Genomic DNA, 20,603 nt, shown 5'->3' on the forward strand with positions numbered 1-20,603 from the left:
CAAGGCAGTGTAAAGTTGTGTAAATAGTCTGTTACTCACAAACCAGAGAGGCTTAAATCACAGAATGATTAAACGTTGAACAAGACTATGGCACGAATTTTATTAGCGGATGATGATGTTGAGCTGTGCGAGCTGCTCAGTGAATACCTTGTTTCAGAAGGCTTTGTCGTCGAAGCGGTACACGATGGCGAAGCGGCTGTTGCCTGTATTTTGCAGGAATCATTTCAATTGGTGATTCTCGACGTGATGATGCCTAAAATGAACGGATTTGAAGCACTGCGGGAAGTAAGGCAGCAACAGCAAACGCCAATTTTGATGCTGACCGCACGCGGTGACGATATAGATCGTATCGTTGGCCTGGAAATGGGGGCGGATGATTATTTGTCGAAACCCTGTAACCCACGAGAGCTGGTCGCACGGATTCGAGCAATCCTACGCCGCGCTACGCCTGCCATTGCAGATCAGGGCATGGACTCAGTGCTTAAAGTGGCGGATATTGAATTGTTCCCCGCTTCACGCAAAGCACTGTGTCAGAACCGCGACCTTGGTTTGACCAGCACTGAGTTTAACCTGTTGAAGGAAATGCTGGAGCACAGGGGGGAGGTCATCAGCAAAAAGCAATTAACCGAGGCGGTGTTAGAACGAAAGCTGACTCAGTATGATCGCAGCATCGACATGCATGTCAGCAACATCCGTAGAAAACTTGGGCCCTACTCAGATGGAGAGCCGCGCATTCAATCGGTACGAGGTGTTGGCTATATCTTCGTGTTGCCGCTTAAACCGCTTGATTCAAATGAAACTTGAACACCAACTATGCCGTATAAATTAAAACTCAATACAATTTTCTGGAAAATTTTTCTTTCTATCTGGGCGGCGATGATTTTGATTATGGTCGCCACTACCTTTACCGTCAGCCTGCTTTTAGATCGCGATCATGTCAATGTAAGACGCGAGCTGAGTGATAAACATCAAGCGGCAGTGGCAGTAACCCTGTTTGAAACTCAGGGAACTGAGGGGTTTCGAGGCTGGTTGATGCAGCACCACAATCGGCACATCAACTCAACCTTCCTGATTAATGCTCATCGACAGGATGTTTTAGGGCGAGTATTGCCACAACAAATTGAGTCTGAATTGAAAGTTCAAGAGGAGCGTTTCGAGCTTGTAATGGGGCGCCATCGTGCGGTCGTACAGCCAGTTTCCGGGAATAATGGTGCGCAATTTTGGTTTGTTCGGATAGCCCGTAACTATAAGCCCGGCTTTGGGCCGGGCGTTTGGCGCTTTGGTCCCCCTCCTTTTAGCGGCGTTCTACTAGCCGTATCGCTGGCCGTCACTGGACTGATTAGCTTGTGGATGGCGAGAAACATCACTTCTCCCATCCGTCAGCTTCAAACCGCAACACAGCAGATAGCAAAAGGGGACCTTAGCGCGCGGGTTGAGCCAAAGGTCACGGCAAGACGTGATGAGCTAGGTGATCTTGGTCGTGAATTTGACCGTATGGCGGAACATATTGAGGAGCTGGTTTCGGCGCAAAAGAGGATGCTAAGAGATGTTTCTCATGAACTGCGCTCACCACTGGCGAGATTACTGGTGGCGCTTGAGCTGGCAAGAAAATCCGACGGAGATCGAGGCAAGCTAGACCATGATCGCATTGAAAAAGAAGCGAATCGGCTGGATGAGCTTATTGGTCAGGTTCTTTCGCTGGTGCGCTTGACCACGAATGGTGCTAACGTTAACAAAGAGCGTGTTGATATTCAGGGACTGCTACAGCAAGTGGTAGAAGACGCTAATTATGAGGCAGAGCCCCAAAACAAGGGCGTGGTTCTTACTGCCAGCGTCCCATTTACCATGATTGCCAATGCTGAGTTAATCCATAGCGCGTTAGAAAATATTGTCCGCAATGCCATGCGCTATTCGCCGGAAAAATCCAACGTTGAAGTAACATCAGAGGCTCAAGGAAAGGACTTGAAAATAAGTGTACGTGATTTCGGCGCAGGCGTATCCAAGTCGGCATTACTGCAAATATTTGAGCCCTTCTACCGTGAAGCCGAAGCGCGTGACCGCGCCAGTGGCGGGTATGGGTTAGGCCTAGCCATTGCACAGAGAGCGATTAAATTGCACGGTGGTGAAATTTTCGCGCATAACGCACCAGAGGGAGGGTTAATTATGGAAATGATACTTCCGGGGGAAAATAGTACTTTACAATCTTAATAGGAATCATTATCATTCGTTTTATTGTTTACAGCTAAGCGGCTAAAGGAATTGATAATGTACGTTTGTCTATGCAAGGGTATTACTGATCGCGACATAATGGATGAGATGGATCAAGGTGCTCGAAATTTACGGGATATTAGCAAAAGTCTGGGCGTCGGCTCCCAGTGTGGCCGCTGCTGTCAGTCCGCGAAGGAAGTTATTCAAGAGTATAAAGCTGAATCCAGAGTAATGTCCTTGGCCTACTCCGCCGCATAATTTTTTCCTTTATCTATCCAATTCCAATAAGCTCGATATTTGCCTACTCTCATTAAGGCATTCCATAAATACTGTCTTTTTCGCGACAGCTGCATCAGCTCAGTGCTTGCAGGATACTTCGTTGCACTCACAAAAACCTGATTTTTTAGATACGCGCTTAATTCCTGAATTCAAAATATTTAAACGACAGGTTACACTGTCAGCAACACTGCTATTGTCACTTGACTGAAAGGAGCCTCCTATGAAGGGAGATAAGAAAGTTATTCAATTTTTAAATAAAGCGCTTAAAAACGAATTAACCGCAATCAATCAGTATTTTTTGCATGCCCGCATGTACAAAGATTGGGGCCTGGAAAAACTTAATGAGAAGGAATATCACGAGTCTATCGACGAAATGAAGCATGCCGATCAGTTGATATCGAGAATTCTCTTTCTTGAAGGGCTGCCTAATCTACAGGATTTAGGCAAGCTGTATATCGGACAAAATACCCATGAAATGTTGAAGTGCGATTTAAAATTGGAAATGGAAGCGGTACCCCTGTTACGCGAAGCCGTCGCTTATTGCGAATCGAATACCGATTATGTTTCGCGTGATTTATTTCAGGATATTTTGGAAAGCGAAGAAGAGCACATCGATTGGTTAGAGACTCAATTGGGGCTCATTGAAAAAGTGGGCTTGGAAAACTACCAACAATCGATGATTTAACGGACTGTGCTACTACAAAAACGAGCGGTCTAGAACTGCTGCTGGCTACTTGAAAATCCAGCATAGCTGGGGTAACGTTCGCCATTTTTTACCATGAAGAGGTGTTCTCCGATGTTGAAACCATTTGTTGCCATTTTAATGGGGTCAGATTCTGATCTACCAGTGATGCAGGCAGCTATCGATGTTTTAAAGAAACTCGAACTCTGTTTCGAGGTGAAGATCACTTCAGCGCATCGTACGCCCGAAGCAACTCAAGCCTATGTGAAAGACGCAGACACGCGCGGCTGTGTGGCTTTTATCGCGGCAGCAGGTATGGCGGCACATTTAGCCGGTGCGGTTGCGGCAAACACCCTTAAACCCGTGATTGGTGTTCCTATCGAATCCGGTGGGCTAGGAGGGATGGATGCGTTGTTGTCGACAGTACAAATGCCTGGTGGCATTCCTGTTGCCAGCGTAGCTATTGGTAAAGCGGGCGCGAAAAATGCAGCCTATTTGGCGGCGCAAATCTGGGCGACCGCTGATCAGAATTTGGCGCAGCGTTTGAAAGATGAGCGTCAGGCAAATGCCTTAGAAGTACAAGCGAAAGATGCAGCCCTACAGCAGCAGCTCAAGAGCTAGCTCAAAAATTTCTCTGTAATAAATCCATGTGGGAGGGCTAAAACATCGCCCCCTCTCCAATTCGGGTCGATACCCATGCGAAGCTGGCCGATTCAATTTGCTGCTGAAATAATGCACGCTGGCGGCGTCATTGCCTATCCGACCGAAGCGGTCTGGGGCTTAGGCTGCGACCCCTTTAATGAACGAGCGGTGCGGCAACTTCTCCAGATGAAAAACCGGCCCATAACTAAGGGCCTTATCCTCATTAGCGGCGATATTGCAGATTTTCAAATTTGCCTCGCACAACTTAGTCCGGCCCAACGCGAGATGCTGCAACAGCAGTGGCCTGGATTTAAAACCTGGGTATTGCCAGATACCGGTTTCGCGCCGCCGTGGATTAAAGGCGATAATAACGGAGTTGCAATGCGGGTAAGCACTCACCCGCTGGTTCGAGAATTATGCCGCACATTTGGTGGCCCCATCGTGTCGACCTCCGCTAATATTACCGGACGTGCGTCGGCGCGTTATCGCTGGCAGGTCGAGCGATATTTTCATGGTCAATTGGATTATGTGCTGGCTGGACCTCTGGGTGGAGCTAAGCAAGTCTCCTCCATCAAAGACATCATCAGCGGAAAAGCCTTGCGCGGCACTTAAATAACACTCTCTGAAGACTCTCGCTTATAATAATTTGCATACATCTGGTTTCAACGAAAGGACTGACCCTTGTCACAACCCAGCATCGAAGCAGTGAAAGAATATTTACTCAGCTTACAGGATAAAATCTGTACATCGCTCGAACAGGAAGATGGTGAGGCTATTTTTGAAGAGGAAAACTGGCAGCGTGAACAGGGCGGTGGTGGCCGCACTCGAGTGATAGAAAAAGGTGCCGTCATTGAAAAGGGTGGCGTGAATTTTTCCCATGTCTTCGGTGGCCAATTGCCGCAGTCGGCGACGGCATCCAGGCCAGAGCTAGCGGGCTGTAGCTTCCAAGCATTAGGGGTTTCGCTGGTTATTCATCCGCACAATCCCTATGCACCGACATCCCACGCTAACTTTCGTTTTTTTATCGCGGAAAAAGAGGGCCAGGAGCCAGTTTGGTGGTTTGGTGGTGGTTTCGACCTCACCCCCTATTATGGATTCGAGGAGGATTGCCAACACTGGCATGAAACCGCAAAAAAGGCATGTTCGCCTTTTGGAGAACAGGTCTACCAGAACTACGCTAAATGGTGTGACGAATATTTTTACTTAAAGCATCGCCAGGAGCCCCGTGGAGTTGGTGGTTTGTTTTTTGATGATCTTAACGAGTGGGGGTTCGAGCGCTGCTTTGACTTTGTACGCAATGTGGGGGATAGCTACATAGAAGCGTATCGACCTATCCTGGCTAAGCGTAAAAATAACGCCTTTGGTGAACGTGAGCGCAAATTCCAATGTTATCGTCGTGGGCGCTATGTGGAGTTTAATTTGGTCTGGGATCGCGGCACCTTGTTTGGTCTGCAGAGCGGCGGACGCACTGAATCCATTCTAATGTCGCTACCTCCGGTCGTACACTGGGACTACAACTGGCAGCCAGAACCCGATAGCCCGGAAGCCGAATTATACACAAAATATTTACAGCCCAATCGCTGGATTCTTTAGGTGAAAGTATGACCGATCAATACGCTGTAATGGGTAACCCCATCGCGCAAAGCAAATCGCCAGAAATTCATCGCATCTTCGCCCAGCAAACCGGGCAAGATCTGGATTACACTAAATTGCTGGTCCCCATCGATCAGTTTAAAACTGAGGTCAAAAAATTTTTTACTGCGGGAGGCAAAGGCCTCAACATCACCGTACCTTTCAAGCTTCAGGCTTGGCAACTGTCGCAAGTGCGCAGCGAAAGGGCCAAGCAGGCCGGTTCTGCTAATACGCTCTTGCTCGGCAGAGAAGGACGTCTATATGCGGATAACACCGATGGCGTTGGCTTAGTGCGCGATATTTTAAATAACCAGCAGGGAAGCTTCGCCGGTAAACGGGTGTTGATCTTGGGAGCTGGCGGCGCAGTGCGGGGGGTTTTAGGTACTTTGTTAACAGAAAAGCCCAAGCAACTAGTAATTGCTAATCGCACCCTAAGCAAAGCCGAACAGCTGGCTCAACTCTTTTCTAAACAAGGCCGTATTCTGGCAACGGGGTATGAACAGCTGGCTGGCAAGCAGTTTGACTGGGTCATTAACGGCACCGCCGCCAGTTTGCAAGGTGAGTTGCCGCCACTACCGGATGGGCTTATAAGCGCTGACGCCTGGTGTTACGACATGATGTACGGCGCCCAGGATACGGTTTTTATACAATGGGCCAAGCAACAGGCCGCGGCTAAGGCCATGGATGGCTTGGGTATGTTGGTAGAACAAGCTGCCGAAGCTTTTTTTATCTGGCGACAGGTGCGTCCAAAAACCCAACCAGTAATTGAACAGATAAGAGGACAGCTAGCATGAAAGTGATGATTGATTTATGTGTAATCCCGCTCGGCGTAGGCGTTTCGGTTTCCGAGTATGTCGCCGCTTGCCAAAAGATCCTGCAAGAGTCCGGCCTCTCCTATCAGATGCACGCCTACGGTACTAACGTCGAGGGAGATTGGGATGATGTTTTCGCCACCGTCAAAAAATGCCATGAAAAAGTGCATGCCATGGGTGCCCCGCGCATCTCCACCAGCCTAAAAGTCGGCACTCGTATCGACCGTGAGCAGAGTATGCAGGATAAGATTGAGAGTGTTGAGACTAAGCTAAACTCCCAGAGTAGTTAGTAATGTAGACTGAAGGGGCTCGTTCCTTCCTATGAATATAGTTGTACAGCAGGCTTCTTTTGCTGTATCAAATTTGAATCGGTTTATCAGGCTGCGGTTTTAGTCTGAGCTATGACAAATACTTCTTCAACACCTCACCCCCATTGAACTCCGCCCCTAGCGTTTTCACAAAACTATACACCCCCATTAATTTTCTATTCATAAACATGAATTCTTTAGGCGGTAAAGCGAAGTATTTTGATAGCGACGCCTGCGACGCTTTTTTCGCCACCCTTCTGGGCAGTTTGCTCTCGGCCCAACGGTATTCACCCTTTGGGTTAAGGGCAAAGTCTGGAACATTGTGGTAGTTGGCAGCGAGCGGTTCGATAATTTCCATCGCGACATCCGCAAAGTTTTGTAACACGTCCTCCGGATAATCGGCGCGCATAAATTCCAGGGCAATGGCATTTTCGAGGAAGGCATCGCGCCGGTTATGGTGTGCGGCGCTGATCATATTACGAAACGGGTTGAGAAAATTAGGCGGGAATTTTTTCATGGCGCCAAAATCGAGCAGAACCAGTTGGTCGGGTTGTTTGCCGTCACCCAGACGCACACGGTAGTTGCCAAAGTTAGGGTCTGTTTGTATTTCTCCCCAAGCAAAAAGTTCGCTGAGAAAAAGATCTAGAGACGCCTTGGCTAGATGGTTGCGACGACGCAGGGAGAGTTTCTTAACCTTTGCAGCGGTGACAACAAGCCCTGGTTCATAGCTGGTGGTTAGGATTTTTTTGCTAGAAAACTCACGAAAAACCTGCGGCACAATGTAGCGTAAATCGCCTGTCAGCATTTGCGCGGCAAACTCTGTATTATGTGCTTCCTGCAGATAATCCACTTCCTGGTGTAACATCGCTCTGGCTTCACGGAACCATTGCTCGAAGGCGCGTTTAGAGGTGATCATTTGACTGAGGGTTAAGAGTTGAATGATCGCGTTGAAATCGGAATCGATGGATTTGGCAACGCCGGGATATTGCACTTTAATGCAAAGCTCCTGACCGTCTTCTATGCGGCGGGCGCGATGTACTTGGCCGAGTGAGGCCGCCGCTAGGGGCGTTTCATCGATCTCTAATTTCGCCAGTTTATGCGCTCCAAGTTCTTGAAGTAGTTGTGTTTCAATAGCAGACCACTCTAGCTCAGCGGTATTCTCCTCCAGCGTATGCAGCGCATCGGTGATTTCTTTCGGCAAAAAATATTCACCGTAAAGAGCCATCATTTGGCCAATTTTTACTACGCTACCTTTGAGCTTGCCCATTTCCGAGGCCATGTATTGTGCTTGCTCAGACATTAACTTTTTATTATTACGTTCTTTTTCTTCTGGGCTTGCCCAAAAATTGGTAGCGCTGTGCGTGAGTATTTTGGAGCCGCTGATAAAACCGGCCTTGGCCATCTCCATGCGACGTTCGAAAAAGCCAGTTTTTATACGTTTGATGCGCTTGTCTGGGGGTGACGTCATGTAAAACCAGGTTGGGGATCAGTGAAAATAATAGATTGGCATTGTACCATCTAACAACTGAATGTTTATTGGTGAGACACTATGTGGCAGCAAAAACTATTAATATTAAAACCACGATCCCGAGGTTTCCATTTGGTGACTGACGAGATCGTTGCGCAGTTGCCGGAGTTAAAATCACTCAATGTGGGAATCGCGCACCTGTTTATTCAGCATACTTCGGCATCTTTAAGCATTAACGAAAATGCCGATCCTGACGTGAGGGCGGATATGGAATCGCATATTAACCGCATGGTACCGGAGAATGCGCCCTATTATCGCCATACGTTGGAAGGTTCTGATGATATGCCTGCTCATATTAAAACTGCTTTATTTGGCGTAACGGTCAGCCTGCCGATCAACAATGGCAAGCTAGCACTGGGAACCTGGCAGGGAATTTACCTGGGAGAGCACCGCGATCATGCCGGCAGTCGACGATTGCTAGTAACATTGCAGGGCGAATGAACGTTATTGGATGTAGTTTTCAAGCAGATAGGTATTTTTCAACCCCACATAACTATTTGAACTATAAGTAAAAAAACTGATTTCCTTTTCACTTAAAGCACGCACTTTCTTTGCCGGGCTGCCGACATACAGAAATCCACTTTCCAACACCTTACCTGGTGTGACCATGCTGCCGGCGCCAATTACCACGTTGTCAGGCACCACTGCCGCATCCATAACAGTCGCGCCCATACCAATGAGTATCCTGTCACCCAGAGTGCAGCCATGCAGCATGGCCTGATGGCCCACAGTAATATCGTTACCCAAAATAAGCGGGTAGCCGTCAGCGGTAAACTTCCCGGCGTGAGTAACGTGCAATACTGAACCATCCTGAATGTTGCAGCGCTCACCGATACGGATACGATGGACATCACCACGGATGATGGTGCCGGGCCAGACCGAGCAGTCATTACCCAGGTGGACATCACCCAACACCAGCGCCAGCGGATCGACATAAACGTCCTTGCCTAAGGTTGGATTGATCCCTTGAAATGCTCTTACCGTCATGAATATTCCTATCAAGTCTTGAAAAATAAAAGTTTGGCGCAACAATCTTAGGGTTCAGTCATCTTAAAAGTCCCTCTAATCTTGTTTGAGCACAAGGGAGGGCCTGCCTATCAATAAAGAGAAAATAATGACCAACGTCCTTTTGTTAAATCATGACCTCCCGCCCTTCCAACAAATTACTCCTGATCAGGTGCAGCCCGCCATCGCCCAGATTATTGCTGAAAATAGGCAACAAATAAATGAATTGTTAGATACGTTGGGCTCCCCGAGCTGGAATAACTTGGTGATGCCGCTGGATGAGTTGAATGACCGACTGAACCAAGCATGGTCACCCGTGCAGCACATGAATTCGGTGGTCAACAGCAGTCAACTGCGCGATGCGTATAATGCTTGCTTGCCCTTGCTGTCAGAATACAGCACGGAATTAGGGCAAAGCCCAGAGCTGTATCAGGCATTTAAAGCACTCGCAAACAGCGAAGAATATGCAAAACTTTCGCAGGCCCAGCGCAAACACATTGATAACACTTTGCGAGATTTTCATCTGGCCGGCGTGGATTTACCAAAGGCAAAAAAACAACGCTATGCGGAAATTAAAAAACGTCTTTCCGAATTAAGCAGTAAGTTCTCCGAAAATGTATTGGATGCAACTCAGGCTTGGAGCAAGCTGATAGAGGATGCAGCAGAGCTGGCCGGGGTGCCAGAATCTGCGTTAGCGGCGATGCAGCAGGCAGCCAAAGCGAAAGGAAAAAGTGGATATCTGATTACATTGGAGTTTCCATCCTATTTTCCCCTCATTACCTACGGTGAAAATGCCGCCTTGCGAGAAGAGGTCTATCGTGCCTATGTCACGCGCGCCTCTGATGTTGGCCCGAACGCAGGCACTTGGGATAATTCGGCGTTAATTGATGAAACACTGGCGCTGCGCCACGAGCTTGCCGAGCTGCTCGGTTTTGAAAACTACGTGGCCTATTCTTTAGCGACAAAAATGGCTGAGTCTCCTCAGCAGGTAATGACGTTTTTAACAGATTTGGCGCAACGAGTAACGCCGCTGGCAAAAAAGGAATATGCCGCTTTGCAGGAATACGCCAATACAGCGTTTGGGGTGGCACAATTAAATCCCTGGGATGTAGGCTTTTATTCAGAAAAACTCAGACAACACCACTTTGCCATCTCCCAAGAGGCGTTGCGCCCTTATTTTCCGGCAGATCATGTCATTAGTGGCATGTTTGTGATCGTCAACAAGCTTTTTGCTATCGATATTGAACAAGTCAAAGGGGTGGATTGCTGGCATCCTGATGTGCGCTTCTACCATATTTACAAAGACGGGCAGCTGATCGGCAAGTTCTATCTAGACATTTATGCCCGAGAAAACAAACGCGGAGGAGCTTGGATGGATGACTGCCGCGTCAGACGGCGGTTAGCAGATGGTAGACTACAGCTACCCGTGGCCTACCTCACCTGTAATTTCAATGGCCCGGTGGGTAACGACCCGGCACTATTAACCCACAATGAAGTGACCACGCTATTCCATGAATTCGGTCACGGCCTGCATCACCTACTAACCCAAATCGAGGTAGCGGGTGTTTCCGGCATCAATGGTGTGCCTTGGGACGCGGTGGAATTGCCCAGCCAATTTATGGAAAACTGGTGCTGGCAGCCACAGGGGATAGCGCTTATCTCCCAGCATTACCAAAGTGGTGAACCCTTGCCGGACAGCCTCTTGCAAAAAATGCTGGCAGCAAAGAATTTTCAGACTGCTATGCAAACCGTGCGGCAGTTAGAATTTTCGCTTTTCGATTTCAAGCTTCACTTGGAATATCAATCAGGGTCACCACGACCAGTACAAGAGCTGTTGGATGAGGTCCGCGAACAGGTGGCAGTGACTCCGACAATTAAAGAAAATCGCTTTCAGCACGGTTTTAGTCACATCTTCGCTGGCGGATACTCAGCAGGTTACTACAGCTATAAGTGGGCAGAAGTGCTTTCTGCTGATGCCTTTTCTCGATTTGAAGATGAAGGGATTTTCAATCCACAAACGGGCAAGAGCTTCTTAACCAGTATTCTTGAGCAGGGAGGCTCGGACGAGCCTATGCGTCTATTTGTTAATTTCCGTGGCAGAGAACCTGAAGTGGATGCTTTGTTAAAACAGGATGGCTTAAGCGTCGACAAAGTGACCGCTACTGAATAAGCTAGCAACAAGGCCAAGGCCGTACAGAATGGTCGAAGCGGGTATCATATCTTTGTTTACTCCCGGTACGTACTTAGATTGTCAATCTCAGCGCTACTCCGTTTTCGTTGCGCTCGTATCCACAGCACTGCAATAAAACGTAGCAGGGTATCAGATCCGCACCAGCTCAGGCGCGAGGGCAGTGGGCCTTTTTGATACAGCTCACTCACATTTCGCGGCATAGCCTCCAAACCCTGTCGCATTAACAACAGTATAAGCATTTGATGTTGCAGCCCGCGCAAGGTGTAACGCCATTTGCGACGCATGTAGGTTCGACAATCGGTTAGCGACCAGGGGGATAAAGAGCGAAAAGCGAACTCGGCCTCTTTGTGGAAAATACAACGGACGTCCTCATCTTTCGTCAACTGTTTACGCCAGACATTACTCGCCACTAACCAGGAGACAAAAAAGTCTTCACCAATCAGACCGACTGGCATCCTGACTGGTCGCTCCCTAATCTGCTGAATAAAGCTACTACGCAAAGCATAACAATTACCAGCGAGCATGCCGCTGATCGGCATCCGTTGGCGCCAGGCGTCCTTGTTTCTACCTGTTGCTGGCATGGCCCCGGCGGCTTCAGCACTGGGAACCTGTTCCAGCGCCGCCGCCAAAAGCTCTAATGCATCGACAGCAAGAGTCACATCACCATCCATAAAGAAGCAGATATCTAATCCCGCCAACCGGTTGTTTGACAACACCTCATGCACAAAGAGATTCCAGGCACTGGCTTTATCGGCGACCTTAGATTCCAACAGCCAGAGATTATTGATGTTGGCCGCACTCTGATGAACCCTCTCTATCGTCGTATCAGTACAACCGTTGGCGAGCACGTAGATCGAAATACCCTGATTACCGATTGCCGTAATGATACTCTCCAGTGCCCGCTGAATTGTCTTAGCTTCGTTATGAGCAAATACCGCAATGGCCCAGGGAGGGTCAGTCGGTCCAGACGAAAGCTGAGACAATTTAAAGTCACCGGTCGTTAAGTTGCCTTCACTCATCTTGGGTCTCGATTGAAAATAAACATTCCACCTGGCAGCAATAAGGTTCAATAACTTTTAGTGTATTGCCGTTTTCCCTAATATCCCAGCTATATTGCCACCTTTGTGCTCCGGGCTATCGTTAGGAACCTCTACTGATAGACAGATTGCCTCACTATGCAAATTAAGATCATAGAATAAACGCAGGTCAATCAATGCTTGCCTCATACAAAAAGGCTGTCTATCCTCATTATAACCACCGCTGATGATCGAAAATCCTAAAGTCGAAAATAACATTATGACCGAAACCCATGCTTGAGGATTCGCCTTCAAATCCAGCTCAGAACAAGCAGTCTTCTCCGCCTCTGCTGAGTATTGGTTTACCTGTTTACAATGGTGCAAAATGGATTGAGGGTGCCATTGAATCTGCCCTTGAGCAGAGCCTTAGGGAGTTCGAACTAATTATTTCCGATAATGCCTCCACCGATCAGACCGAGGCGATATGCCGCAGATTAGCTGAGCGTGATGGCCGCATCCGATACCATCGCAACACTACCAACATCGGGCTCTATAAAAATTTCGACTTGGTTTTTGAGATGGCGACGGGGAAATACTTCAAATGGGCAGCAGACAGTGATTTCTGTTTAGAAGGCTTTTTCGAGAAATGTGTGGCCGTGCTGGAAGCCAGAGAAGACGTAGTCCTTGCCTACCCCAGGGCCTATTTACTCCTTTGCGACCCGGATGGAAAGGAAGTTGCCGTGGAGTATTATGATAATTTCAATCTCGAAGATGAGCGGCCTTCCACCCGGTTCAGCCAGTATTTGGAGCATGAACGGATTAACAACATCATGCATGGCGTTATCAGAGCATCCGCATTGCGAAGAACCAGCCTTATCAGGCCGATGCCGGGCTCCGACATCAGCATGGTTGCGGAACTATCGCTTTTAGGGAAATTCGTGGAAATTCCAGAACGGTTATTTGTGCGACGCTTCGATGCCGAAACATCCAGTATATTGATGAACGCCTCTACCGCTGCTGAGCGGGACGCTCCCCGGGGACCCTCCTTAAGGCAACGCGTCAGCTTGCATGCCTATCGATTCATCACAACCTGTAAGGCTCCGATCAGCCTGTCGGAGAAGCTGCGCGTCTGGCTTTATCTGTTGCGGCGCGTTGCCGCATTACGCCATCAGGTTATTCGCCGACTAGCTCGAATAGTGATCCCGGGCCGATGAACACCCTTCGATCTAGAGCAACGAATCGACTCGATCAGGGTAGGCATGTCAGGACCTGCGCCAATAATTGCGGGAGTTTTCAATTGTCCGAAAAACCACAGAGACTGGCTGGTGTTTTTACGAAGAGCCATCCCATCTTTTGTCTATCGGGGAACAGCCCTTTTAATGGGGGTTCATGATGGTAAATTCCGATACGTATTACCGCGAGGCTTCGGTCTTGATCACTGGCGCCAGCGGCTTCATCGGCACTCATTTATGTCGACGCCTGAGCCAGTTGGGCGCACAGGTCACGGGTATTTATTTAAACAACAGGCCCAGTGGAAATTATGCCGAGTGGGTATGTCTTGACTTGACTGACCTAGCAGCGGTTCGAAACTTAATGGACAAAATCCGACCTGATTTCATCTTTCATCTGGCAAGTCATGTCGATGGGCGACGCGAACTTGAAGCGGTGCTACCGACCTTTGAGAACAACCTTAAAAGCACCATTTGCGTGCTGACCGCTGCCCAACAGAGTGGCTGCTGTAAACGACTGGTCATCTCGAATTCACAGGAAGAGCCAGACCGGAGCGATGCCAATCCCGTGCCATCATCACCCTATGCTGCAGCCAAGTTCGCGGCCAGTGCTTATGCCCGGATGTTTCACGCGCTCTACGGTCTGCCAGTCGTGATTGCCCGCGTATTTATGGTGTATGGTCCTGAACAGAAAGATCGCCGTAAACTCGTTCCCTACTGCATCCTTAAAGCTTTGAAGGGGGAAGCACCCGAACTATCGAGCGGACTACGTCGTGTTGATTGGATATATATCAGTGATTTGGTAGATGGGCTCACTCAGCTGGGTTGCCGGGCGGGAATAGAAGGAGAAACCATTGATCTCGGCTCCGGTCACTCCCATACTATCAAAGCAGTCGTGGAGGAAATTCTGCAACAGATTGACCCTACCATCCAGGCACGATTTGGCGTAATCGCTGACCGCCTTATGGAACAGGAGCGCCGCGCTAACCAAAGCGAAACAAAGCGCAAGCTGGACTGGCAGGCACAAGTTGCACTGGAAGAAGGCCTGGCCCGAACTATTGAGTGGTACCGAGAGCATTGAATTGGTTAGACAACCCAGGAACATAATCGCAGATCAACGCTTATGAAAAGCAGATACGTTTTCAGTCGCTGTCAACGCAATCAGGTTAAATCTCTGGATGGGCAAGCCTCAAATGACCAGTAATCCATACCGTTTAGCCATTAGCGAGGAGGATCTCGCAAAACAGCTTTATGATCTGATTGCGGAGCTTTTCCCAATCTGCCGCAGCATCACTGGCGACGGCGTGCGTGAAACGCTGTCGCGTCTGAGCACGGTTGCGTCAATACAATTTCGCGAAGTCTCCAGCGACACCGAAGTCTTTGATTGGGTAGTCCCTAACGAATGGAATATCCGTGATGCCTACGTCAAAAATGCCACGGGAGCACGTGTTATCGATTTTCAACGCTCCAGCCTTCACGTCGTGAGTTACAGTATTCCCGTCAAAACCAGGTTATCGCTTGAAGAACTCCGTCCCCATCTTTACACCTTACCGGATCAACCCGATTTAATTCCTTATCGAACCTCCTACTACGAGGAAAACTGGGGTTTCTGCTTAAGCCAAAACCAGCTGGATGCTCTACCCGAAGGCGAGTACGAAGTTTGTATCGACACCACCCTGAAACCAGGATCGCTAAGCTACGGTGAAATCTATATTCCTGGCGAATCGGACAACGAAGTCCTCGTTTCCTGCCATATCTGTCATCCTTCGCTTGCCAACGATAATCTTTCCGGCCTGGTAATCGCCGCATATCTGGCCAAGCATCTCAAATCACTGCGCCTTCGCTTCTCGTATCGGTTTTTATTTATTCCCGCCACGATTGGTTCGCTCACCTGGCTTGCCTGCAACGAGCCAATCATACCGAGAATTAAGCACGGTCTGGTTCTGGCGGGCCTCGGTGACCCGGGACCGCTAAGCTACAAATCAAGCCGCGGCGGCGACGCGGCTATTGATCGGGCCGCAATCCATATTTTGAAACAACAGACAGAACATGAATTGTTCGAATTTTCACCTTATGGCTATGACGAGCGCCAGTATTGTTCGCCTGGGTTTAATTTGCCGGTTGGCAGATTATCAAGAACGCCTCATGGCTGTTACCCTCAGTACCATACATCAGCTGATGACCTGAATTTTATCCAGCCTGGGCAGCTCGCTAAATCCTGTACCGCTTGTCTCGACATTTTCGACATCATCGAAAATGACCGGCTTTACCTGAACATGAAACCTAAAGGTGAACCTCGACTATCGAAATACGGCCTCTACTCCAGCATTGGTGGCATAAAAGCATCACCGAATACGCAGATGGCTATACTTTGGGTACTCAATTTATCCGATGGTGAGCATAGCCTGTTGGATATCGCGGAGCGCTCCGGCCTCCGATTCAGGGAGGTCATGCTCGCTGCACAAGCACTCTGTGCCCATGACTTGCTAAAGGAGGTAACGTCATGACCGGGATAAGGATATTACCGCAAGCAAAAATCAACTGAGAATAAACCTTAAGGAATGGAGCCAATGAAAGTAGTGTTTTTCTGCGGAGGATTGGGTACGCGGCTACGCGAGTTTACGGATACCATCCCAAAGCCGATGGTGAATATTGGCGACCAACCTATTCTTTGGCATTTGATGAAATACTATGCCCATTTCGGGCACAACGAATTCATTCTTTGCCTTGGTTACAAGGGAGACCTGATAAAGCAGTACTTCATGAACCTCCCACCTTCTACCTCAAACGACTTAAAACCTTCTGGATTGGCAGACGTATTACATTTTGTTAATGACGATAACACTGAATGGAAGATTACCTTCGCGGACACCGGGGCAAATACGAATATCGGTCAGCGTTTGCTGGCGGTAAAGGACTATCTTGGCGATGATGACACCTTTCTGGCTAACTACAGTGATGGACTATCCGATCTCCCGCTAGGAGACTACCTGGAACATTTTCACACAAAGAACAAGATCGCCAGTTTTGTTTGTGTACGTCCAAAGCACAGCTTTCATACTGTGGCGGTAGGAAGTGACGGCCTAGTGCAGGACATTCGTCAGGCCAGCCAATCAGATTTTTGGATTAATGGTGGTTTCTTTGCCTTTAAACGAGAGATTTTTGATTATCTGCAAGAAGGTGAAGAGCTTGTTGAAGAGCCCTTCCAGCGTCTGATTGCCGAAAAGCAACTGCTGGCCTATACGCACGAGGGGTTTTGGGGGTGCATGGATACCCTCAAAGACAAGAAAGTATTCGACGATATGGATCAGCAGGGAGAAAGGCCTTGGCAGCTTTGGCCGCCGTCATAAGGCCCGCAACCGTGATTTTGGCATCCTCACCAGAGCATTTTCCTAGCATAGAAAGCCTCAGCGTAATCAGCGTTGCTCTCCACACCGCGAACACGCATCAATGCCAGGAAATTTTCTTTTTTAAACCAGCCCCGTGATTGCTGGGTCAGGTATGTGCTATAAATCGCCTCCACTTTCTTTTGGCTTAAAGCTTCGTCAAACGACACAAAGACATTCGGTTGCCCAAGGTCACCGTCCCACTTAAGAATTTCATACTCCAAAATGCCATGGTCTCGCCAAGTGTTCCATGTGAGCTCTGATATTAGCCGATGATCCTGGTGGCGATCTTTGCCATAGTGAGTGAAGATGAGGTCCGGCGCGAAGTCGTGCTTAAGGACTTCAAAAACGTTCTTTATTTGTTCGCCTTGCCAGGGTAGAAACGCATCTTTAAATTCATGTATTTCTACACAGGCGTCAGCTGCTCCGGCTGTAAACATTGCCGCGGCTTGCCTTGCTTCTTCTGCGCGCGGAGTATCGCCACCAGTCAAGACAACCCATCGAATACGCAAGCCCGGATTCTGCTTTATCAACCGCATTATGGTTGCACCTGCCCCAAGCTCAATATCGTCAGGGTGCGCACCAATACAGAGAAGATTTTTTACTTTGTGCATATCAATGAGCGCAATCATCGGCGATTTACTTCCCTTTATCCTGGTGAGCTGAACTGGCGTTATTCGTAGCTTTAAGCGCCTGAAAATAACGCTGGCTGTAATCGTTTTTATTGAAGTTTGGATAGTCGCGATCTCGATCCAAAATGCAGCTCACAGGTAACGGCCAATCTATTTCGAATTGAGGATCGTTGTAACGTAAACCGTCAGCGAGCTCTGGACGAAAAGCCGTTGACATCATATAGGTAATATCGCTATTGGCCTCCAGTGTTTGGAAGCCGTGCGCAAAACCTGGCGGGACATACAAGGCATTGTGTTTTCGGCTATCAAGCTCGACGGCGACAAAGCCGGTAAAAGTGGCAGAGTCCGGTCGTAAATCGACTATCACGTCATAAACACGGCCCCGCTGACAGCGAACCAGTTTCGCTTCTAGCGAAGGAGGCCATTGGAAATGCAAGCCGCGGAGCGTCCCCGCTAGCGCATTATGTGAAACGCTCATTTGTACAGGACTTATGTCAATACCATGCTGCTGAAATTCTTCCTGACACCAGGTTCGGGCAAAAAAACCTCGAGAGTCCTCCAGCGCTTCTATATCGATGATATAGGCCCCTTGAAGATGAGTCGGTATAAACTTCACCGCGCACTCCAATACAAATTCTGATCGAGTTGACCGGTTCGCTGGAGATAGGTCAATTGTTTTAACCGGGTAAAGGCACGAAATTCATACATACTCTGGGGCATTTGAATACGTTCAAACAGCTGCTTCAATTCGATAGCACCCTCTTTTGCGGTCCATCTTGCTTTGAACCCAGGCAGACACGTAGCAATCTTATCAAAGCAGACACGATAACTACGATTGTCTCCGCTGGGCAACCCGGTGGTTACTTCGCAACCGGTAAACACGGAGGCAATAATCTCTGCAATCTCTCGAATTCGGTAATTCTCCGAACTATTCCCCACATTATAGACTTCACCGTTCACTGTGTTCGACGGTGCTTCAAGAGCACAGCGTAGCGCCTCACAGATATCCTCTATGTGAACGATTGGTCGCCACGGACTACCGTCGCTAATCATCGAGATTTTATGTTGAGTCCAGGCAAGGGCGCAGAGATCGTTAAGAACAATATCAAACCGCATTCTGGGCGAAGGGCCATATGCAGTTGCATTGCGCAAAAAAACAACGGTGAAATTCTCATCCGCCATCGCCTTGAGATCCCGTTCGACCAACGTTTTACACTGGGCATAGGCGGTTTGTGGATTGACCGGTGACGTCTCATCGACAAAATCAGTGACTGCCGCACCATAGACACTGCATGAGGAAGCATAAACTAAACGCTTTACGCCAGCCTCGCGCGCGGCCTTGGCGATGCGTAGCGTACCCTGATGGTTAATCTCGAAGGTGACATCCGGACAATGTTCTCCCAGAGGATCATTGGACAGTTCGGCCAAGTGAATGACCGCTTCAAATCCCTCGAAATCAGCCGGCGTGACGGTGCGTAAATCCTTATAAAGGGTACGCGGTAACTCTGGCAGACCGATTGGATCAAGGTACAGCGTACCATCGCGATAGTAGCCCGAATCTAGACCAGTTACCCTATGACCACGCGCAGCCAACCAGGGGGTGAGCCGCATGCCGATATAACCTTCACTACCAGTGACCAGAATATTCATCACAGCACCTTCACTTCAGGGATTGGTACTACAAACTGCCCACCCCAATCTCTAATCGCCGCCATCTGCTGCGTGATTTCCTCAGCCAGATTCCAAGGCAGTATCAGCACATAATCCGGGCGTGTTTGGAAAATTTGATCCGGGTGCAGAATAGGGATATGGGTTCCGGGCGTAAAGCGACCTTGTTTGTGTGGGCTTCTGTCGACGGTGTAATCAAGAAAATCGGTACGAATACCACAGTAATTTAACAAGGTATTGCCTTTCCCCGGCGCACCATAGCCTACTACCTGCTTGCCCGCATGCTTGGCGGCAATTAAGAATTCGAGTAATTTGCGCTTGGTTTCGAATACCCCTTGCTCGAATTCTGCGTAGGTTTCCAGCTTATCGATACCAAATACCAGTTCCTGTTGCCTGAGCCGGTCTACGCCATCCGCTATTGCAAGCGAGGTATTCTCAGTGTGTCGCACAAAAATGCGTAACGAGCCACCGTGCGTAGGAAGTACCTCCACATCAAAGATTGTCAGTCCGTGATGGGCAAATGCCCGTTCAGCAACCAGAAAAGAGAGGTAGGAAAAATGCTCATGGTAAATGGTATCGAACTGCTTTTCTTGCATCAGTCGCAGCAGATGGGGGAATTCCATCGTGATGACACCACAGGGCTTAAGCAGTATTTTCATACCCGCAATAAAATCGTTCAGGTCAGGAACATGCGCGAGGACATTATTGCCGATCAGCAGATCCGGCTTTGGGAGTTGCTCTACCAGTTCGTTTGCCAGCGCCTGTCCAAAGAACCGACTGACCGTTTCTATACCACGCTCAACCGCCACTTTGGCAACATTTGTAGCGGGCTCAATACCCAAGCAGGGGATGTTCTGTTTTACAAAGTGCTGGAGCAAATAACCGTCGTTGCTGGCGACCTCCATCACCAACGAATCAGGTCTCAAACCAAAACGATCCAACATTGAATCACAGTACCGTCTGGCATGCTCGGTCCAGCTGTCGGAGTAAGACGAAAAGTATGGGTAATCGTCGTATATATCTTCTGGAGCGACGCATTCTGGCACCTGCACCAAGAAGCAATGCTCACAGACAAAAGCGTGTAGCGGATAAAAAATTTCTGCTTGATCGAGCTGATGAGGCTCGATATAAGTCTCACACAGGGGCGACATCCCGAGATCTATAAAGCTGTGCCGCAATGGCGCCAAGCATAATTGGCATACAGGATCAGACATCACAGCCCCAGAGGCGTTGCCCCAATTCAACTGATTGTCCGCATCCAGTAAGTTTGAGCTTCAACTTTTTTGATCCTGTTTTTGCATTACCTAAGGGTATACGTAACTTTCTGGCTTTGGAAGAGCGAAATTATGAGGCGTTATTTTGGCTTTTTAGACAGCTATAAGGAA

General features: G+C 48.7%; 22 protein-coding genes. 15 read left to right on the top strand and 7 right to left on the bottom strand.

Annotation, left to right across the window (positions count from 1 at the left end):
• The first annotated feature begins 87 nt into the window (after positions 1–87).
• The 9 genes from H6995_14185 (at position 88) to H6995_14225 (ending at position 6,545) form a co-directional block, all read left to right on the top strand.
• Positions 88–804, top strand: coding sequence for a response regulator transcription factor (locus tag H6995_14185; GenBank protein MCP5216149.1), 717 nt, complete (start codon positions 88–90; stop codon positions 802–804).
• Positions 805–813: 9 nt separating this feature from the next.
• On the top strand, positions 814–2,208 hold the full coding sequence (locus H6995_14190; GenBank protein ID MCP5216150.1) for a HAMP domain-containing protein: 1,395 nt from the start codon (positions 814–816) through the stop codon (positions 2,206–2,208).
• A 57-nt stretch (positions 2,209–2,265) separates the two neighbouring features.
• A complete protein-coding gene (locus H6995_14195) occupies positions 2,266–2,466 on the top strand; it encodes a (2Fe-2S)-binding protein (protein ID MCP5216151.1) in 201 nt (66 codons plus the stop codon).
• A 241-nt stretch (positions 2,467–2,707) separates the two neighbouring features.
• Positions 2,708–3,172, top strand: a complete 465-nt coding sequence (bfr, locus tag H6995_14200) for a bacterioferritin (GenBank protein MCP5216152.1) — start codon at positions 2,708–2,710, stop codon at positions 3,170–3,172.
• Positions 3,173–3,283: 111 nt separating this feature from the next.
• Positions 3,284–3,790 (top strand): 5-(carboxyamino)imidazole ribonucleotide mutase, encoded by a 507-nt coding sequence (purE, locus tag H6995_14205; GenBank protein ID MCP5216153.1) that lies wholly within the window; start codon positions 3,284–3,286, stop codon positions 3,788–3,790.
• A 75-nt stretch (positions 3,791–3,865) separates the two neighbouring features.
• The gene (locus H6995_14210; GenBank protein MCP5216154.1) at positions 3,866–4,423 is read left to right on the top strand and encodes a Sua5/YciO/YrdC/YwlC family protein; all 558 of its coding nucleotides are present in this window, start codon (positions 3,866–3,868) and stop codon (positions 4,421–4,423) included.
• A 69-nt stretch (positions 4,424–4,492) separates the two neighbouring features.
• Positions 4,493–5,404, top strand: a complete 912-nt coding sequence (gene hemF / locus H6995_14215; protein ID MCP5216155.1) for an oxygen-dependent coproporphyrinogen oxidase — start codon at positions 4,493–4,495, stop codon at positions 5,402–5,404.
• Between the two features lie 8 nt (positions 5,405–5,412).
• Positions 5,413–6,237 (top strand): shikimate dehydrogenase, encoded by an 825-nt coding sequence (aroE, locus tag H6995_14220; GenBank protein MCP5216156.1) that lies wholly within the window; start codon positions 5,413–5,415, stop codon positions 6,235–6,237.
• A complete protein-coding gene (locus H6995_14225; protein MCP5216157.1) occupies positions 6,234–6,545 on the top strand; it encodes an MTH1187 family thiamine-binding protein in 312 nt (103 codons plus the stop codon). Before aroE ends, H6995_14225 begins: the two co-directional genes overlap by 4 nt.
• 109 nt (positions 6,546–6,654) lie before the next feature.
• Here the strand turns inward: H6995_14225 and H6995_14230 are convergent, their stop codons facing one another.
• Positions 6,655–8,031 (bottom strand): AarF/ABC1/UbiB kinase family protein, encoded by a 1,377-nt coding sequence (locus H6995_14230; protein ID MCP5216158.1) that lies wholly within the window; start codon positions 8,029–8,031, stop codon positions 6,655–6,657.
• Positions 8,032–8,112: 81 nt separating this feature from the next.
• On the opposite strand from H6995_14230, the gene H6995_14235 reads away from it, so the two are divergent.
• Positions 8,113–8,532: a YjbQ family protein gene (locus H6995_14235; protein ID MCP5216159.1), complete on the top strand. Its 420-nt coding sequence runs from the start codon at positions 8,113–8,115 to the stop codon at positions 8,530–8,532.
• A 3-nt stretch (positions 8,533–8,535) separates the two neighbouring features.
• On the opposite strand, the gene H6995_14240 is transcribed toward H6995_14235, so the two are convergent.
• The gene (locus H6995_14240) at positions 8,536–9,078 is read right to left on the bottom strand and encodes a gamma carbonic anhydrase family protein (protein MCP5216160.1); all 543 of its coding nucleotides are present in this window, start codon (positions 9,076–9,078) and stop codon (positions 8,536–8,538) included.
• A 127-nt stretch (positions 9,079–9,205) separates the two neighbouring features.
• Between H6995_14240 and prlC the strand changes: the two genes are divergently transcribed.
• The gene (gene prlC / locus H6995_14245) at positions 9,206–11,266 is read left to right on the top strand and encodes an oligopeptidase A (protein ID MCP5216161.1); all 2,061 of its coding nucleotides are present in this window, start codon (positions 9,206–9,208) and stop codon (positions 11,264–11,266) included.
• A 56-nt stretch (positions 11,267–11,322) separates the two neighbouring features.
• Here the strand turns inward: prlC and H6995_14250 are convergent, their stop codons facing one another.
• A complete protein-coding gene (locus H6995_14250) occupies positions 11,323–12,306 on the bottom strand; it encodes a glycosyltransferase family 2 protein (protein MCP5216162.1) in 984 nt (327 codons plus the stop codon).
• Positions 12,307–12,596: 290 nt separating this feature from the next.
• Between H6995_14250 and H6995_14255 the strand changes: the two genes are divergently transcribed.
• The 4 genes from H6995_14255 (at position 12,597) to H6995_14270 (ending at position 16,882) form a co-directional block, all read left to right on the top strand.
• On the top strand, positions 12,597–13,517 hold the full coding sequence (locus H6995_14255; protein MCP5216163.1) for a glycosyltransferase family 2 protein: 921 nt from the start codon (positions 12,597–12,599) through the stop codon (positions 13,515–13,517).
• Between the two features lie 178 nt (positions 13,518–13,695).
• Complete coding sequence (locus H6995_14260) at positions 13,696–14,613, top strand: NAD-dependent epimerase/dehydratase family protein (protein ID MCP5216164.1); 918 nt, start codon at positions 13,696–13,698, stop codon at positions 14,611–14,613.
• Between the two features lie 112 nt (positions 14,614–14,725).
• Positions 14,726–16,039: a DUF4910 domain-containing protein gene (locus H6995_14265; protein MCP5216165.1), complete on the top strand. Its 1,314-nt coding sequence runs from the start codon at positions 14,726–14,728 to the stop codon at positions 16,037–16,039.
• Between the two features lie 63 nt (positions 16,040–16,102).
• Positions 16,103–16,882 carry a glucose-1-phosphate cytidylyltransferase gene (locus H6995_14270; protein ID MCP5216166.1) on the top strand — a complete coding sequence of 260 codons (780 nt, stop codon included), beginning with the start codon at positions 16,103–16,105 and terminating at the stop codon, positions 16,880–16,882.
• A gap of 26 nt (positions 16,883–16,908) precedes the next feature.
• On the opposite strand, the gene H6995_14275 is transcribed toward H6995_14270, so the two are convergent.
• The 4 genes from H6995_14275 to H6995_14290 are packed head-to-tail and all read right to left on the bottom strand — an operon-like array spanning position 16,909 to position 20,432.
• Complete coding sequence (locus H6995_14275; protein ID MCP5216167.1) at positions 16,909–17,550, bottom strand: PIG-L family deacetylase; 642 nt, start codon at positions 17,548–17,550, stop codon at positions 16,909–16,911.
• 7 nt (positions 17,551–17,557) lie between these two features.
• The gene (gene rfbC, locus H6995_14280; GenBank protein ID MCP5216168.1) at positions 17,558–18,166 is read right to left on the bottom strand and encodes a dTDP-4-dehydrorhamnose 3,5-epimerase; all 609 of its coding nucleotides are present in this window, start codon (positions 18,164–18,166) and stop codon (positions 17,558–17,560) included.
• Positions 18,163–19,200 (bottom strand): SDR family oxidoreductase, encoded by a 1,038-nt coding sequence (locus H6995_14285; protein ID MCP5216169.1) that lies wholly within the window; start codon positions 19,198–19,200, stop codon positions 18,163–18,165. The genes rfbC and H6995_14285 overlap by 4 nt, the downstream gene beginning before the upstream one ends.
• Positions 19,200–20,432, bottom strand: coding sequence for a methyltransferase domain-containing protein (locus H6995_14290; GenBank protein ID MCP5216170.1), 1,233 nt, complete (start codon positions 20,430–20,432; stop codon positions 19,200–19,202). The genes H6995_14285 and H6995_14290 overlap by 1 nt, the downstream gene beginning before the upstream one ends.
• Positions 20,433–20,603: the final 171 nt, after the last annotated feature.

Source organism: Pseudomonadales bacterium, from assembly GCA_024234615.1.
Lineage (GTDB): Bacteria > Pseudomonadota > Gammaproteobacteria > Pseudomonadales > IMCC2047 > JAJFKB01.